14 protein-coding genes are annotated in these 16569 nt (G+C 58.7%); 3 read left to right on the forward strand and 11 right to left on the reverse strand.

Translation table 11 applies throughout. The features are described 5' to 3' along the window. Positions 1-37 precede the first annotated feature (37 nt). From entF to fes, 3 genes are read right to left on the reverse strand one after another with little or no spacing between them, the layout of a single operon-like run. On the reverse strand, positions 38-3922 hold the full coding sequence (gene entF / locus RTN40_RS04055; protein ID WP_312227331.1) for an enterobactin non-ribosomal peptide synthetase EntF: 3885 nt from the start codon (positions 3920-3922) through the stop codon (positions 38-40). Positions 3923-3932: 10 nt separating this feature from the next. Then, on the reverse strand, positions 3933-4136 hold the full coding sequence (locus RTN40_RS04060) for an MbtH family NRPS accessory protein (protein WP_312227332.1): 204 nt from the start codon (positions 4134-4136) through the stop codon (positions 3933-3935). A 27-nt stretch (positions 4137-4163) separates the two neighbouring features. Continuing rightward, complete coding sequence (fes, locus tag RTN40_RS04065) at positions 4164-5384, reverse strand: enterochelin esterase (protein WP_312227333.1); 1221 nt, start codon at positions 5382-5384, stop codon at positions 4164-4166. Between the two features lie 203 nt (positions 5385-5587). Here fes and RTN40_RS04070 point away from each other — a divergent pair, with 203 nt between their 5' ends. From RTN40_RS04070 to RTN40_RS04080, 3 genes are all read left to right on the forward strand, one after another. Next, entirely contained in the window at positions 5588-7810 is a 2223-nt protein-coding gene (locus tag RTN40_RS04070; protein WP_312227334.1) for a TonB-dependent siderophore receptor, read from the forward strand. A 351-nt stretch (positions 7811-8161) separates the two neighbouring features. After that, the gene (locus RTN40_RS04075) at positions 8162-9046 is read left to right on the forward strand and encodes a transcriptional regulator (protein WP_409418508.1); all 885 of its coding nucleotides are present in this window, start codon (positions 8162-8164) and stop codon (positions 9044-9046) included. Beyond that, positions 9024-9497 carry a hypothetical protein gene (locus RTN40_RS04080; protein WP_312227336.1) on the forward strand — a complete coding sequence of 158 codons (474 nt, stop codon included), beginning with the start codon at positions 9024-9026 and terminating at the stop codon, positions 9495-9497. Before RTN40_RS04075 ends, RTN40_RS04080 begins: the two co-directional genes overlap by 23 nt. Here the strand turns inward: RTN40_RS04080 and RTN40_RS04085 are convergent. From RTN40_RS04085 to RTN40_RS04120, 8 genes are all read right to left on the reverse strand, one after another. Next, on the reverse strand, positions 9494-10483 hold the full coding sequence (locus RTN40_RS04085; RefSeq protein WP_312227337.1) for a flagellar hook-associated protein: 990 nt from the start codon (positions 10481-10483) through the stop codon (positions 9494-9496). The two genes, RTN40_RS04080 and RTN40_RS04085, sit on opposite strands and share 4 nt — an antisense overlap. 20 nt (positions 10484-10503) lie before the next feature. Continuing rightward, positions 10504-11433 carry a flagellar hook-associated protein FlgL gene (flgL, locus tag RTN40_RS04090; protein WP_312227338.1) on the reverse strand — a complete coding sequence of 310 codons (930 nt, stop codon included), beginning with the start codon at positions 11431-11433 and terminating at the stop codon, positions 10504-10506. Positions 11434-11454: 21 nt separating this feature from the next. Then, entirely contained in the window at positions 11455-12828 is a 1374-nt protein-coding gene (gene flgK / locus RTN40_RS04095) for a flagellar hook-associated protein FlgK (RefSeq protein ID WP_312227339.1), read from the reverse strand. A gap of 73 nt (positions 12829-12901) precedes the next feature. Further along, positions 12902-13210: a rod-binding protein gene (locus tag RTN40_RS04100; RefSeq protein WP_312227340.1), complete on the reverse strand. Its 309-nt coding sequence runs from the start codon at positions 13208-13210 to the stop codon at positions 12902-12904. Then, positions 13210-14352 carry a flagellar basal body P-ring protein FlgI gene (locus tag RTN40_RS04105; RefSeq protein ID WP_409418511.1) on the reverse strand — a complete coding sequence of 381 codons (1143 nt, stop codon included), beginning with the start codon at positions 14350-14352 and terminating at the stop codon, positions 13210-13212. Before RTN40_RS04105 ends, RTN40_RS04100 begins: the two co-directional genes overlap by 1 nt. Further along, positions 14333-14998 (reverse strand): flagellar basal body L-ring protein FlgH, encoded by a 666-nt coding sequence (gene flgH / locus RTN40_RS04110; RefSeq protein WP_312227342.1) that lies wholly within the window; start codon positions 14996-14998, stop codon positions 14333-14335. The genes RTN40_RS04105 and flgH overlap by 20 nt, the downstream gene beginning before the upstream one ends. Positions 14999-15009: 11 nt before the next feature. Next, positions 15010-15795: a flagellar basal-body rod protein FlgG gene (flgG, locus tag RTN40_RS04115; RefSeq protein WP_312227343.1), complete on the reverse strand. Its 786-nt coding sequence runs from the start codon at positions 15793-15795 to the stop codon at positions 15010-15012. 25 nt (positions 15796-15820) lie between these two features. After that, entirely contained in the window at positions 15821-16558 is a 738-nt protein-coding gene (locus RTN40_RS04120) for a flagellar basal body rod protein FlgF (RefSeq protein ID WP_312227344.1), read from the reverse strand. Between the last annotated feature and the right edge of the window lie 11 nt (positions 16559-16569).

The following is a 16569-nucleotide window of genomic DNA, read 5'->3' on the forward strand; positions in this document are numbered from 1 at the left end:
AACCATACCCACCATATATAGTGGGTATGGCTGCTTATTAATTGAGCAGGCCCGCAAGTATTGGTCCGATAGAAGCAAACACCGCCGGTGAAATAATGTCTACATGGGCGCAGTCCTGACGATATACCTCCAGATCCTTTATCCAGGGTGACCAGACCTGCCGGGGATCCATCCCGGCTGGCAGCGTGCGCTCGGCGACAAACAGCGTCGCTTTACCATCAAATGGTTGGCTATGGGCGGTAGTGAGCAGCCGAACCGCATCACCATAGTTACCCTCAATAGCAGTAAACAGCTCGCCTGACGCCTGACCCTGCTGGGCAGCGAGAAATGCCTCTCGCTCGCGGTTAATCTCCGCCAGCACCTCAGGATCAAGACCGTTGGACTCTTTCTCTGCCCAGTTCTGCGTCTCCGGCGGCCAGGTATCCAGTAGGCCGAGGAAGGCTACCGCTTCGCCGCGCAGCCGCAGCCGGGCTGCAATCCCCTGCGCCAGCGTGCCGCCGAGAGAGTAACCAAACAGGTAGTAAGGGCCGTACGGCTGCTGGGCGAGCAGCGTTTGCAGATGCGCTTCACACACCTCATCCAGTGAAGCAGCGGTAGCCATCGGCCCGGCAGGACGCGGCGACTGGATGCCGACAATCGACCAGCGAGGGCTAAGATAACGCGCCAGCACGCTAAACTGCCAGGCGAAGCCGGAAGCCGGATGGAAACAGAACAGCGTCGGGCCATGACTTTCCCGCAGGGGCAGGATCGTCTCGTAACCCAGATTTTGCAGGCGCCCGTCCAGGGCATCGGCTTCCAGCAGCGCGGCAAGTTTTTCCACGCTTGAGGCGACCATCACCTGCCCCGGCGTCACCTGGCGCACAAACGCCTGACTCAGCCTGGCCGCCAGCCGCATCGCCAGCAGCGAGTGGCCGCCGAGAGCAAAGAAGTCGGCGCTGACGTCATTCACTTCACAGGCCAGCAGCTCGGTAAACAGCTGCGCAACCGCTATCTCCGTTGCCGTCTCCGGCGCCCGACCACCCGGTGTTGCCGCAAGCGTCGGCAGCGGTAGCGCCTTCCTGTCCAGCTTGCCGTTAGCGCTCAGTGGCAGTTCGCTAAGCTGTACCAGCGCGGCGGGCAGCATATGTGGCGGAAGACGGGTCTTTAGCTGCTCGCTAAGGGCAGACATCTCCAGCGGCTGGCCGGAGGCCGACACCAGATAGCCCACCAGCTGGCGTGCATCGCCGCTGCCCGCCGCTGCCTGGTTAAAGACGCAGGCGTGGGTCACCGCCTGGGCAACGTCCGGCAGCGTCTGCATAACACTGTCAATCTCCCCCAGCTCGATGCGCTGGCCGCGAATTTTGAGCTGGTCGTCGCTGCGCCCCAGGTACTCCACCGCACCGTTGTCCAGCCAGCGCGCCACGTCGCCGGTACGGTACATCCGTTCACCAGGGGCAAAGGGATCGGCAATAAAGCGGCTGGCAGTCAGGTCGGGACGTCCCAGATACCCCTGTGCCAGCTGAATGCCGGTCAGGTAGAGATCCCCCGCCACGCCCGGCGGCAGGGGCTGCATCCTGCTGTCCAGAATGCGCAGGCCGGTGTTCCACACCGGATAGCCAATCGGCACGCTGGGTCCGGTGACGCCAGCCAGCGCCTCGCCATAAGCGGGATACCAGCTAACATCCACCGCCGCTTCCGTCGGGCCATAGAGGTTATGCAGCGGCACGCGGGTCACGCTTTCCCACTCGCGGCAGAGATCCGCTGGCAGCGCTTCACCGCTGCAAAAGACGTTACGCAGCGTACGGCAGCTCTCCCGCGCCGTTTCAGGGGTTAGGGAGGCGATAAATGCCGCCAGCATTGAGGGAACAAAGTGAGTGGTGGTCACGCCATAGCGGGCAAAGAAGCGCTGTAACGCCTGCGGATCGCGGTGCGCCTCCGGCTCCGCCATCACCAGCTTCGCCCCGGTGATAAAGGGCCAGAAGAACTCCCATACCGAGACGTCAAAGCTGCATGGCGTCTTTTGCGCCACCACGTCGTGCGCCCCCAGCGGATAGCTCGCCTGCATCCACAGCAGGCGGTTGACGATGGCCGTCTGCCCCACCATCACCCCTTTTGGACGGCCCGTCGAGCCGGAGGTAAAAATGATATAGGCGGTGTGGTCCGGGGTGGAGAGCGCCAGCGCGGGTGCGTCCGTCACCGGCAGCGGCGCGCTGTAGCAGAGGTGAGCGGTCTGGATGTCGCTAAACCGGGCCAGCTGATCGTCAACGGTGATCAGCAGCCGTGGCTGGGCATCCTCCAGCATCATACGCAGACGGTCATCCGGGTAACCGGTATCCAGCGGCAGCCAGGCGGCGCCAACCTCAACTATCGCATGCAGGGCCAGGGTGAGAAAGACCGAACGCGGCAGCGCCACAGCGACGCTGTCCCCGGGCTGAACGCCGTTCTGACGTAATACCTGTGCCAGGGCAATAACCTGCTCGCGCATCTCGCGGTAGCTAAACTGCCAGCGATCATCCGCCAGCGCCGGGGCGTCAGGCGTTTTTTCACTCTGGGCGGCAACAAGCGCGCTGAGGGTGGTGGCCGGCAGACTGACGGCGGTATCGTTAATCCGGTCAATGCTCTCCTGCTCCGCTGGTAGGATCAGCGCAGCCTCACCACAAGGCAGGTGCGGGTTATCGGCAAACTGACGCAGCAGCGCATCCAGCCTGGCGGCATGGGCGGTCAGTGAGGCGTCATCATAGCGCTGGCGGTTCGCCAGGATCTCTACCGCCAGGCCACCCTTCTCGTCCGGGATAAGGGCAATCTCAAGGTCGTTAACCGGCCCGGTTGCCAGGGTATGGGTCGTTCCCGCCGTCCCGTCAATATCCAGCTGGTAGTCAAACATCTTTACGTTAAACACCGGGCCAAACAGGGGGCGATCGCCCGTCACCTGCCCGCTGTCACGTACGATCTGCTCCGCATCATAACGCTGGTGGCGACGCATCTTTTTCAGCCGAGTCGCGAGCTTTTGCGCCAGTCCGGCCAGCGACTCCGCCGGGTCAACGTTCACCGCCAGCGGCAGGACGTTGAGCACCGGGCCGGTGGCGCAGAGGGCGGCGGATCCCATCCGCCGCATAAAGATAAACCCGGCGGCATAGTCCATGCGTCCGCACAGACGGGCCAGCCAGAGTGAAACCAGCGCCAGGGCAAGATCCGGGGGCTGGCAGCCGCTATTTTGTGCCGCAAGCCGGGAAAAAGCCTGGCCGTCCAGGGTCAGCTTCAGACGCAGAATATCGGCGGTAGAGGCGCGTCCCGGCAGCGGGCTGGTGGAGAGCGATACCGGCGGCGGCAGGCTCTGGCTTACCTCACGCCAGTATGCTGCGTCCCGGCTATATGCCTCGCTGTCGCGATAGCGTTGGTACTCCTCTACAACCTCGGCAAAGGGGGTAAAAGGTGAAGCTGGCGTCGGTTCGCCGCGTCGCCATGCGCTATAGATGGCGGCGATATGGCGGGTAATGGCCGGGAAGCTGAAGCCATCCACCAGCAGGTGGTGATAGCGTTGATACCAGTACCAGCGCCGTTCCCCAAGGCGCAGCAGCGCATGGTAAAACAGCGGTTTTCCGCCGTCGACGCGCAGATTCTGGGCCAGATCGCCCTGCATGACGGTCAGCGCAGCCGCATGGGGATCGGCACTGGCGCGCAGGTCGTGGACATCCGGCTGGGTCAGCGGCATGGACTCATCGATCCACTGGAACACCTCGCCGTTATCCTCGACAAAGCGGCTGCGCAGGGTATCAGCATGGCCCATACCCGCTACAATCGCCTCGCCGAGCAGGGCTTCATCAAGCTCGCTTTCGTCGATGACAACATAGTGCGCCACGCTCCAGGCGTTAGGCAGGGTAGAAAGCGTTTCCGCCATCCAGATCCCGGTCTGGGCTGCGACCAGCGGCAGACGTGTCGACATGAGGTGCTCCTTAACGCGCATGATACGCAGGGGTGAGGTTTTGCCACCGCCCCGCCAGCCAGGCGTGGCACTCAGCCTGCGGCTGCGGCTCAGCAACGACATGCCAGCCCTGCGGCAGGGTGCACTGCTGCGGCCACAGGCTGTAGCGCTGCTGCGCGTTTTGCAGAATGTAAAACTGCCCCTCTGGATCGTCGAAGGGATTACTGAACTCCATACCACACTCCTGTCGTGGAAAAAGGCACTATTGGCCAGCATCAATGAGCGGCTGCCAGAGCGTCATCAGCCCTGCGGTCAGCCCGCCGCGCCAGCACAGCGCGTCGTGTCCGCCGTCGGTGGGACGCCAGAAAACGGCCGCTGCCGTCGGCTGCAAAAGAGAGTAGAGCGACTGGTTAACGCGAAAAAGGAGCGGCTCACGCGCGCCCGCCTCCAGCACAATGCGCAGGCTGTGCGCCTGAACGCTGCCTGTTTTGATCTGGTCGATTACGACGCCATCCTGCTGCGCGCCGCGATGCGGCCACCAGAAGGAGCCTGACTGACTGAGCACGCAGCCGAAACGGGCTGGCCAGTTCAGGCCGGCATAGAGTGCAGCGAGACCGCCAAAGCTCTGTCCGGCCACCACGGTGCGCGAGGGATCGTCACTAAAGGGAGCCAGCGCCTGGATTTGCGGCAGCAGCTCCTCCTGTAACGCTTGCCAGAACGCTGAATTACAGGGCAGTTCGATGCTGCGTTGGGCGTTATCAGTCGAATCAACCAGCACATAGACCGCCGGGGGTAGTTTTCCTTGCTGGGTAAGGGCGGCCAGTACAGGCCAGACAGGCATGCTCTGCGCCCAGAACTGACCGTCAAGTAGCACTGCCAGCGGACGCTCGGCGGCACGCTCTTCCCCAGTGGTGTAAATCCAGACCCGGCGTTTATTACCCAGCCGGGCGCTGCGCCAGTGAATGCAGGTCGGTGGCGTAAAGGGCGTATCCTGAGGGGCTTGCCAGCCCGGCTGCTCTGGCGCATCGGGCATCTCAAGGGCCGATACCGCATGGCCACGCCCCCCTCGCCACGACAGCGGATTGAGCGGATCGGCAACGGCATGGGCCAGCAGCTTGCGCCAGCCTTCGCGCAGGGCCACGCGATCCGGCTCTTCGCCGGTAAATGCCGACTCGGCAAAGTCATGTTCGTTTTCAGAGGGGATCAGACAGTAGCTGCCGCGCCAGTTTGCGTTGAGCGTGGTTTGCCAGAACCAGACGTCGGTGCCAGGAATACGGCTCAGAGACTGTGGCCTGGATCGTTGATGATGATCGGTGACGCCAGTGATGTAGATCCACACACGCTGTACGGAAGAGGTGGTTTCAGACCCCGCCGGATCGCGCCACCAGAAGGTAACCCGGCACCTGTCTTCGCCTTCTCGGGACCACTCTGGTCCGTGTTTTGACTCCCACCAGGCAGCGCTGCCCGTTGCTTGTGTCGTCACCCTAATTAACCCCGTACTGATTGCGGCATTTTTTCAAATGGAAGAAAAATTATCGATAATATTATTGATAACTATTTGCATTTGCAATAGCGTATTGGCGCGCTGTGGGAAGCGCGTCTTTCACATAATCATGTCATTAGCCGCCTACGTGCAGGGAACCAGAACGGTTAAGCGGTCTTCTGGCGACAAAAACAGGTAATACAATGAATAACAAGATTAAGTCCTTGGCCTTATTGGTCAATTTGGGTATTTATGGGGTAGCACTACCGCTTCAGGCAGAGGAGGTCCCTGCTGGCGATGACACCATCGTCGTCACCGCCGCTCAGCAAAACCTTCAGGCGCCCGGCGTCTCCACCATCACCGCCGATGAAATCCGTAAAAATCCGCCCGCCCGTGACGTCTCTGAAATTATTCGTACCATGCCGGGTGTTAACCTCACCGGCAACTCTACCAGCGGCCAGCGCGGCAACAGCCGCCAGATCGATATTCGCGGCATGGGACCAGAAAACACGCTGATCCTGATCGACGGCAAGCCGGTCACCAGCCGTAACTCGGTGCGCCTGGGCTGGCGCGGCGAGCGGGATACCCGAGGCGATACCAGCTGGGTCCCGCCAGAGATGATCGAGCGCATCGAAGTGATCCGCGGCCCGGCGGCGGCGCGCTACGGTAACGGCGCGGCGGGGGGCGTGGTGAATATCATCACCAAATCCTCCAGCAGCGAGTGGCACGGCGCATGGGACACCTACCTCAACGCACCGGAGCATAAATCTGAAGGCTCGACCAAGCGCACCAACTTCAACCTCACCGGCCCGCTGGGGGGCGATTTCAGCTTCCGCCTCTACGGCAACCTGGAGAAAACGCAGGCCGACGCCTGGGACATCAATAAAGGTCATGAATCCTTACGTACCGGCAGCTACGCGGGCACCATGCCAGCCGGACGCGAAGGTGTAACCAACAAGGACGTCAACGGCCAGCTGCGCTGGGATTTTGCCCCTATGAACTCGCTGGCGCTGGAAGCGGGCTACAGCCGTCAGGGCAACCTCTACGCAGGCGATACCCAGAACACCAATACCAACGCGCTGGTGAAAAAGAACTACGGTAAAGAGACCAACCGTCTCTATCGTCAGAACTACTCTTTGACCTGGAACGGCGGGTGGGATAACGGCGTCACGACCAACACCTATGCGCAGTACGAGCACACCCGCAACACGCGTAATAATGAAGGTCTGGCAGGCGGCACCGAAGGGATCTTCTCTGACGAGAACTTCTCAAATATCGATCTTGCCGACGTGCTGCTGCATAGCGAGGTTAACCTGCCGCTGGATCTGCTGGTAAACCAGACCCTGACGCTGGGCAGCGAGTGGAATCAACAGCGCATGAAGGATCTGGCCTCCAACACCCAGTCGCTGACCGAGGGCGGCACCATTGCCGGTGTGGATCCCACCAACCGCAGCCCCTATTCCAAAGCAGAAATCTTCTCGCTGTTTGCAGAAAACAACATGGAGCTGACCGACAGCACCATGCTGACGCCGGGCCTGCGCTTCGATCATCACACCATCGTAGGCGACAACTGGAGTCCGTCTCTGAACCTCTCCCAGGGGCTAACGGATGATATTACGCTGAAAATGGGCATCGCCCGCGCCTATAAAGCGCCAAGCCTCTATCAGACCAACCCGAACTACATTCTCTACAGCCGCGGCCAGGGCTGTTACGCCAGCTCGGGTGCCTGTTATCTGATGGGTAATGACGATCTGAAAGCAGAAACCAGTATCAACAAAGAGGTGGGGCTGGAGTTCAAGCGTGACGGCTGGCTGGCGGGCGTAACCTGGTTCCGCAACGACTATCGCGACAAGATTGAAGCGGGCTATGCGCCGATTGGCAAAGCCTCTAAGGCATCCACGGATATTTACCAGTGGGAAAACGTGCCGAAAGCGGTTGTAGAGGGGTTAGAAGGGACGCTCAACGTGCCGGTAACGGATACGGTGAACTGGACCAATAACCTGACCTATATGCTGCAGAGCAAGAACAAAACCACCGGCGATCGCCTCTCTATCATCCCGGAGTATACGCTCAACTCGACGCTGAGCTGGCAGATCCGCCAGGACCTCTCCGTGCAGTCTACTTTCACCTGGTACGGTAAACAGCAGCCGAAGATCTACAACTATAAAGGCAACCGCGCGACGGGCAGCGAAACCGATGAGGTTAGCCCTTACAGCATCGTTGGTCTAAGCGGTACGTGGGATGCGACCAAAAACGTCAGCCTGACGGCGGGGGTGGATAACGTCTTCGACAAACGTCAGTGGCGCGCGGGCAACGCCCAGACCACCGGCAATGACACGACGAAGTCCTACATGTACGGCGCAGGCGCAGCGACCTATAACGAGCCGGGCCGCACCTGGTATATGAGCGTGAATACGCACTTCTGATAACGAGCGGTACACGACTACGCGCCTCCTCAGGCTGAGGAGGCGAAACATTTGCCCCTTCTCTATTATCCCAGCAGTGTATAAAAGAAACGATAATTTACAATTTAAGAAAATTCTTAGATTGCTCTGCTATTCCACTTTCGCTACATTCCCCATTTTTATAGTATTTATACAGATCACGTTTTACCCCTTTAAAAAATAATTATTGATAAAACGCTGGTATTATCGACAAGCTTAAATCAGAGAACGCTTGTTAAATTTTGTTATACAAAAGGTAAAAATCAGTATTAACCGCAGCAAGTCTTAAGCGCTGCTAATATTTTTTTGTCTCTATACACTTACATCTACACTATGCATATGCTTATAAATAAGTGGCGGCTTGACCCATCGCTAAACGCGCTGATTCACTCGGAAACAGGAGAAATTCAGCGCCTGGGTGAATTTCATTACATTCTGCTGGAAACCCTGGTAAATCACGCTGGCGAGGTATTATCACGCAATTTTCTTATCAATGCGGTTTGGAAAAACCGGGTGGTGGGCAATAACAGTCTGCCAACGGCTATTTATGCGTTACGGGCCGCGCTGGGCGACGATGGTCGCTTACAGGAGATCATCAAAACGGTGCCGAAGAAAGGCTATGTTTTTAATAAGGATTTTATTACTTACCCTCAAGAAACTTTACCCGTAGAGACGGCTAATGAAGCGGACAACGCGGTACCGTCGCTGTGCCTGGCTCAGGCTCCGCCGTTGGCAGGCCTGCGCTCTGCCATCAAATTTAAAAAATGTCTCATTCTCTCTATTGTCATTATCTCTTTGATATATTTATTAATAAAAAATTATCCGCACTATGCCCGGGGCAACCAGAGCATGCCCCCCTCAGCCGGAGGAAGCGAGTTAATTTTAAAAGATGAAACCATTAAAGATTATTCACGCATCAGGATTTTCCATCTGCACTCGGGCAACGATCCTGGCCATGCGGCTCAGCTTAAGGAGCATATGCCTGATATGCTTCGGGCGCTTAACCTGAAGCTAAAGTCGCAACAGATGAATGCCATTTTTTATTACAGTGATTCAGTGGCTAAATTGTCCATTAGCTTACTTATTCAGGATAATTGCCATCACCAATATCAATTAATGATGGGCATCCAAAACTGGCAGAATAATATACAAGAACTAAATTCTTTTGTTTATCAAGCGGCTGAGAAAAATATTAATGAAATACCAACGTGTCTGTAATCTTTTTTGTTTTTCAATATTCATGCTATCAATAATTTGCTTACCATTATCGGCGGTGGCCGCGATCGTACATACCGAACTGGTATTTTATGACTTAGCAACAGCAATCCAGCGCAGCTACAGCGTGAATATGCACCCTACGTCAGGCGGCGCGTATATTACGCTGCGTCGCAATGACGACAAGTTCACGCTATTAATGGAAATGGCCTCCTGCTTTAACACACCGGCATCTGACGATTCTGTAGGTTATCTGTGGATAGAGAAGAGAGAAATCCAGCATGCGGACCCGGCTCTCACGCCGTTTCTGAACTTTACCCAGAATAACCATCTGCGTGTGGCCATGAAACCCTTAGCGAATGCGCAATCTCTTCTGCTGGATAAAGACAGTCGCAACGTGCTGGTCGTGGAGCCGGCAATGATAACGCTGGGTACGGCGGGCTGCCAGCGCTAGCCAAGCAGGTTCTGCACCGTCAGTGCCGGAAGAGTAGCCTGGCCGTTAACGGCCTGCATCAGCGTATCGTAGTGGTGGCAGGCCCAGGCAAGGGTCTGCCCTATCGCAGCTGAGGCGCGCTCTGCACTTTGTGCCTCTGGAAAGCGTGCCATGACGTCCATTCGCTGGCGAGCCTTCTCCTGAGCCGATGCCAGCAGCTGACGCTGCTCCCCTACCTGGCTAAGCACGCCCTGCACCATGCCTTGCAGCCCATCATGTTGCCCCGTGGCCAGCGCAGCCGCGAGTGCTTCGGCGGGAGCCGGATTGGCATGAAGAGCCAGCCGTCGGGCATGCTCCCCCTTCGCATCGGCAACGGTGAAAGAGCGTTGTAGCTGCGGCCAGTCAGCTTCACTCGTCGTAAATGTCCACCTTCCCTCACCGTAGCGCGGCATAACGCCCGTTCTCAGCAGCGCATTTTTTATCTGCATCACAGGATTAAGCGCGTCGGCGGGATTAGCCAGCGATACCGCCGCCAGCCGCCGACCGCGCCCGGACTCAACGCTGAACATAAGCGAGACCGGCCCGCCGTCACCGTCAAGCAACGCCGCCAGCTCCGGGGCATGAAAGATGACCTGCGCCTCGCCCTGCAGTACCGGCTGCAGCTGCCTGTCAACCCGGCCTGCTGAGAGCGGGGACCGGTTAGCCAGCAGATCCGTAAGTGCAGCGCTGTCTCCTGGGCGTGGCCCACCGCTGGATGAGGCATAACGCTGGTTGAGCAGTGCTTTCTCCAGCCGGGAAAGGTAACCATCCGCCTGCTGAAGGATCGTAAGCTGATCGTTAAGCTGAACGCTGTAGCGCTGCGGACGCAAAGCGGTCAGTGGCGAAGCGGGGTAATCTTCACGTTCAGCCCGCTTTGGAATCGATGGTACCCGCGCGCGCTCCCTTATTTGCGTCTGAGCAAGCTCGCCACCTGAAGGGCGTGTCGTTGTCTGTAAACCAACCTGCATAGCAACTCCACCGGACAGCATTAAATGGCGTTAAACAGCGAGAGTTCGCTGACCTTCGCGTAGGTTTTCATCGTTGCCTCCATCGCCACCTGCAGGCCAGTAAAGGTTACCGTGGCCGGGCCGTAGTCGAGATCGCCAAGCTGGCCGATCAGTACGCTGTTGGTATCGGCCACGCTGGTCTGAGCATCGGTTAACAGGGTCAGGGTGTTCTGCCGCTCACCCAGACTGGCAATGGCGCTGTTAAGCGATGCCGAGGCCGCATCGAGAGAATCGATGGCATGAGTGATATTGCTCTGCACCTGCGGATCCGCCGGATTAAGGCTGGGATCCTGAAGCGCTGTCGCCAGATCGTCCAGGGTGTTAAGCACTGTCAGATCCGTACCAAACATCTCGCTGGCCGTCACGTTGGTCTCCATCTCAATACCACTGGCGACGGTGGCCGTACGGTGCTCAGCGTTCCCGTGATAAATGTACTCATCCGGCTCGCCGTTGCCGTCGGTATCGTCGTAGCTAACGGGCGCAGCCGAGTTTTTCGTGCCGCCAAAAAGATAGTGCCCCTGCCCGTCCTGATAGTTCAGGGAGACCATCATCGACTGCGTGAGAGAGGCGATATCCTGACCGAGGTTGGCCAGCGACTCTGGCGTGGTGGTGCCGTTCGCCGCCTGGAGTAGATCGTCGCGAATGGCCAGCATGCTGTTGTTGATGCCGTCGAGAATGCTCTCCTGCTGGCTGAGGGTTGCCGAAACCGCATTGATGTTGCTTTGATACTGCTCGATAGCTGACTGCTGGCTGTTAAGCTGGTTAATACGGGTAGCGGCAATAGGATCGTCTGAGGGGAGGATCACCCGCTGGCCAGTGGCCATCTGGGTAATAACCTGCTCCAGCCTGCCGGAAAGCTCGGTAAAGCCGCTGGTCATTGAGATATAAGATTGTTGAGTGCTTACGCGCATAGAAGATGATTTTCCGCTGGGTTAAAACATCTCCAGCACGGAGTCGAAAATCTCCGCACCGGTCGAGATCACTTTTAAGTTGGCCTGGTAGATCTGGGTATAGGTGATCAGATTGACCGCCTCCTCGTCCATGCTCACGCCGCTCACGCTGCTCCGTTGGTTCTGCGCCTCGCTGTAGACGCTGCTTGCCGACTCGGCCTCCGTCTGGGTCTGACGGCTGTAGATACCCATATTGCTGATAATGCTGGTACAGGCGCTACCGACGGTAACCGTGCCCAGGTTAGCAATCGCCAGCGGCTCGCCGGCAATATTAATCAGCGCCTGAAGGTTGTCACCGTTACCGGATGCCTCCGGATCGCTGGAGAACGCCAGCTGGTCTGCGGTGATATCAGAGTTGACGCGCAGCGGGCCGTTCGGGCTGTCGGCATCGTAAATAAAGAGCGGCGCGCCGGGGTTGCCATTGAGATCGTACCCCGCCGCCAGCTGGTCGTTAACGGTGACGGTGAACTGCTGCGCAATGCTGTTGATGGTTTCGGTCAGCGGATCCAGCACGTTGTGCTGGTAGTCAAAGAGCGCCCCCAGCGAGCCGCCGGTCTCCATCGTCATGCCGTAGGTTGTCCCGGCAAAGGTCAGCGTCAGGCTTTGACTACCGTTGTCTCCACTCTCCAGCTTAATGGTCGAACTCTCCTGCCCGCTCACCAGCGGCTGGCCATTTTGCAGCGTGATGTTGTAGTTGCCCCTGTCGTCAATATTGACCTGGATATCCAGCATGCCGCTAAGCTGTTCGACCATCTGGTCACGAGCGTCGTACAGCGCCGAAGCGTTGTCACCGTTGGCTTCAGCTTCGGCGATCTGCTGGTTGTAGTTTGCAATGCCGGCGGTCAGGGTGTTGATCTGTGAAACGGTGGCCTGCTCCTGGCTGGCAATTTCACTGCTCTGGGAGTCGATATAGCTGCTGGTGTTATTGAAGCGCAGCGCCAGGGCATTCGCTTCGCTCAATACCTGCTCGCGTAGGGCAGGATCGTCCGGCATGGTGGATGCTGCGTTCAGCGCCGCAAAGAAGTTATCAAACCCGGCGCTGAGGCTGCTGCTGTCGTCGCTCAGCACACTCTCCAGCTGCATCAGATACTGCTGCTGGGTGGTGTAGTAGCCATAGTCGGTGGCAGCAAACCACACCTGGTTAACCAGGTACTGGTTCGATACCCGGCAGATGCTGTCAACCTGCACGCCGTTGCCCGCGCTGTTCAGCGCCCCCGGACTGGTCCCCAGCGTGCTGGTTTTTGCGACCTGGCGCGTATAGCCTGGCGTCATGGCATTGGCCGTGTTCTGCGCGGTTACGTTAAGCTGCACCTGAGCCGCCGACGCGCCGCTGTAGCCAATGTTGATCATATCCATTCTTTACTACTCTCTGTCGGGTTGTCTGGATCCATAAAGCGGCGCAGTAGGCCGCTTTCTTAAGCTGCCGTCGCTACTCTTTATGCGCCGAGAGCTGTTTAACGATCAGCTCCGCAATACCCATACTCTGCTGCTTCGCCAGGCTATCGCAGAGGGCATCATCGTATAAGCCCTGCATCATCTGCCCGGCATCGCTGTGCAAAGGATTATCTTTAGAGTCGAGGAGCGCATCGACCTTACGCATCTCTTTGAGCATCTGACGCATAAAGATCGCCTCAAACTGCTGGGCGGCCTGTCGAAGGTGGTTCTCACGCACGGTGGCGGCTGCCACGCTGTCGTCGGCGTTCCGTTGAACGGACGTTAAGGCGTTAAGGGTATCCATTAGATCACCTCCAGGTCGGCATCCAGCGCCCCTGCTTCATGCAGCGCCTGCAGGATCGACATCACGTCATCCGGTGACGCGCCGAGATTGTTCAGCACGTTCACCAGCGTCTTCAGGCTGGTGGACTCCGGCAGCGTGACCATTTGCGCGCGTGGGGTGTTCACGTTGACGCTGCTTTGCGGCGTGACCGCCGTGCGGCCACCGGCCAACGCGTTAGGCTGGCTGACGCTGCTGCTCTCGGCAATCGAAACCGTCAGGCTGCCGTGGGATACCGCTGCGGCGTGAACTTTCACCCCCTCCCCCATCACCACCGTGCCGGTGCGGGCGTTAAAGACGACCCGGGCGCGTACCCGCTCCGGCGTGATCTGCACATCCTGCAGCTGCGACATAAAGGCCACCCGTGCGCCAGGGCTGGTGGGTGCCGTCACCTCCACGCTGGTGGCGCTTTTTGCCGTTGCCAGTCCGCCGCCGAAGGCGCTGTTAATCGCGTTGGCGATGCTGTTGGCGTCCTTAAAGCCGGGACGCTTCAGGTTGAGCATCACCGTCTTACCCATCTCAAAGTCGCTGGAGATCGCCCGTTCTACGGTAGCACCGTTGGGGATCAGCCCGGCGGTGGGCGTATTGACCGTCACGCTGGAGCCGCTGGCCCCGCTGGCGCTCATCCCGCCCACCACTACGCTGCCCTGTGCCAGGGCGTAGATCTCCCCATCCGCGCCGTGCAGCTGGGTCAGCAGCAGCGTGCCGCCGCGCAGGCTCTTCGCATCGCCAATGGAGGAGACCGTAACGTCGATGGTCTGCCCGCGGGCGTACATCGGCGGCAGCATGGCGCTAACCGCTACGGCGGCCACGTTTTTTACCTTGGGATCGATCTTACTCGGCAGCTGCACGCCAAACTGGCGCAGCATGTTGGTGATGGTCTGGTTAGTAAATTTGACCTGGTTTTTATCGCCGGTGCCGTCGAGACCGACCACCAGGCTGTAGCCGATCAGCTGGTTCCCGCGCACGCCCTGAATATCCACCAGCGATGCCAGCGGCTGCGCCAGCCCCGACAAGGAGACGAGCAGCAGAAAGAGCGTAACGATACGGGCGCGTCCTGAAAAACAGCGCATAACAACTCCTGAGTTAAAGCGGGAACAGCGGATGGTTAAAGAGCCGGGTCAGCCAGCCCGCCGCATTGGCATCGCTGAGCGCGCCGCGCCCGGCGTAGGAGATCCGGGCGTTGCCGATGCGCTGGGAGGAGACGGTGTTGTCGTTGCCGATGTCGTCGGCACGCACCAGCCCGCTGAGACGCAGATACTCATCCCCCTGGTTAAGGGTGAGCCACTTCTCGCCGCGGATCTCCATCACGCCGTTGGGCAGCACCTGCTGAACGGACACGGTAATCGATCCATGCAGGCTGTTCTGCTGCTGGGAGCTGGCGTTGCCGTCAAAATCTCGCGAGGCCTCAGCGGAGCTGGCCAGTTTGTCTTTGGTCTTGCCAAACACCGTCGGCGCGCCGACATCAAGACTGCTCTCTTTACCAAAGTTAGTTTTGGCCTGCTTGCTCGACTGGGTCGATTCTTCAAGGATCACCGTCAAAATGTCCCCCACCCGGTAAGCACGCCGATCGGCGGTCAATGACCAGCTGTAACCGGTCTCAAACACGCCCCCTGCTCGCCCCTCTGGCGTCGGTTGCGCCTCCATCTTCGGCGGCGCGTAGGCCAAATCGTCCTTTTTGACCAGCAGCGCCGGGGATTCACAGCCCGTCAGCCAGGAGGCCAGCACCATTAAGCACAGATATCGTTTCACGCACGCTCTCACTACAGATTCTGATTAACGTACTGCAGCATCTCATCGGCGGCAGAGACCATTTTGGCGTTCATCTCGTAGGCGCGCTGGACGGTGATCATCGCGACCATCTCGTTGACGATATCCACGTTGGAGCCTTCCAGCGCGCCACCCTTCAGCGTGCCTAACGCATCCTCGCCTGGCGTCCCCTCCGTGGGTTGACCGCTGGCCGCCGTCTCGAGATAGAGATTATCCCCCTCCGCCAGCAGGCCCGCCGGGTTGGTAAAATTGACCAGCGTAATCTGCCCAAGCTCGGTGGCATCGCTCTCGCCCGGCAGAGTCGCCATTACCGTGCCATCTTCACCGATGGCGATATTGGTGGCGTTGGCAGGCACATCAATTTCCGGCTGCAACGGCAGCCCCTGGGCGTTGGTTAACACGCCGTCGGCGTTAACCTGCAGATTGCCGTCGCGGGTGTAGGCAATGTCACCGTTGGTCTTAAGCACCTGGAAAAATCCTTGCCCCATAATGGCGACGTTGAGCGGATTATCGGTGGTCTCGATATTGCCTTCGGTAAAGGTTTTCTGCGTTCCCACAATACGCACGCCGCTGCCGTACTGAATGCCGGTGGGGGCAATGTTGTTTTGATCCAGCATCGCCCCAGGCGCGCGCTGGTTCTGATAGAAGAGATCCTGGAACATCACCCGGTCACGCTTGAAGCCGTTGGTATTAACGTTGGCGATGTTGTTGGCGATGGCGCTCATCTCGGCGTCCTCTGCCGAGAGGCCGGTCTTACTGATCCATAGTGCTGCGTTCATGAATGATTATCCTTAGTCTCGACGATCAGGCGCCACGGAGCAGGCGATTACCCGCCTCGCTCAAATCCTGAGCCGCCTTCATCATTTTAATTTGGGCTTCGAACTGGCGATTAAGCGAAATGGAAGCCAGCATCTCAGAGACCGCCGTAACGTTGCTGCCCTCCAGGTAGCCGCCGCTGACGTTAACGTTCTCATCCGGCTGGGCGCGGCTGCCGTCCGCCGTGACGATCATCCCCTGGGCGTTTTTCGACAGGTTCTCCGCTGGAATAGTGACCAGCTTCAGGCGATCGATGTCCATGGTGGCAGTGGCGTCGCCGTCGTCCGGGGTAATCGACAGCGTGCCGTCGCGGCCAAACGAGGCGATGGCGTTTGGCGGCAGCACAATAGGGCCGTTATCCCCTAACACCGGATAGCCGTTGATGGTCAGCTGGCCCGCCTCGTTCTGTATCATATTGCCGTTGCGGGTATAGACCTCGCTGCCGTCGCTGCCCTGTACCGCGATATAGCCCTCCCCCTGGATCGCCACGTCCAGCGGCCGGTCGGTCTTTTCAGCAGCGGCGGTGCTGGCGTCAACGCCGCTGGTGCGCTGCTGGGCCAGAAAGCGGGTGGCAAACCCTTCTCCCGGCACCGGATCCCCCTGCGACAATGCCATATCGCCACGAAAGCCGGTGGTGTTGACGTTTGCCAGGTTATTGGCTGCGATCTGCTGCGCCATCAAGGTATGGCTGGCCCCGCTGAGCGCGGTAAAAAGTAAACGATCCACTGTTCGCCCTC

Origin of the sequence: Pseudescherichia sp., assembly GCF_031987975.1 — a bacterium.
Classification (GTDB): domain Bacteria; phylum Pseudomonadota; class Gammaproteobacteria; order Enterobacterales; family Enterobacteriaceae; genus Pseudescherichia.